1 tRNA gene and 1 rRNA gene are annotated in these 341 nt (G+C 48.4%); both read right to left on the bottom strand.

Annotated elements, in window-relative coordinates:
- Positions 1-74: ribosomal RNA gene (rrf, locus tag J3L11_RS19090) — 5S ribosomal RNA — on the bottom strand; the annotation flags it as partial.
- 36 nt (positions 75-110) lie between these two features.
- Positions 111-186, bottom strand: a tRNA-Val gene (locus J3L11_RS19085).
- Positions 187-341 lie beyond the last annotated feature (155 nt).

Raw genomic sequence — 341 nt, 5'->3', positions numbered from 1 at the left:
CCATCGGCGCGATTGTGTTTCACTTCTGAGTTCGGGATGGAGTCAGGTGGTACCACAATGCTATTGTCACCAAGCAAATTCGTTAATTTGGAAAGCTGTTGCTTTGATAATGGTGGTCGCTACTGGGTTCGAACCAGTGACCCCCTGCTTGTAAGGCAGGTGCTCTCCCAGCTGAGCTAAGCGACCTTATCTTATCTGTAGTAGTTGGTTCTCATACTTCAACCAAGTCTTGCCATTCATTCAAGGTATTCACGACCTCCTGGGAGGTAGTGCCAGAAACCCATCTGGGTTGTATGGTTAAGCCTCTCGAGTCATTAGTACAGGTTAGCTCAACGCCTCAC

The sequence above is a fragment of the Shewanella sp. 4t3-1-2LB genome, assembly GCF_017368415.1.
Classification (GTDB): domain Bacteria; phylum Pseudomonadota; class Gammaproteobacteria; order Enterobacterales; family Shewanellaceae; genus Shewanella; species Shewanella fodinae.
This window is presented reverse-complemented; position numbering and strand designations above follow the sequence as displayed.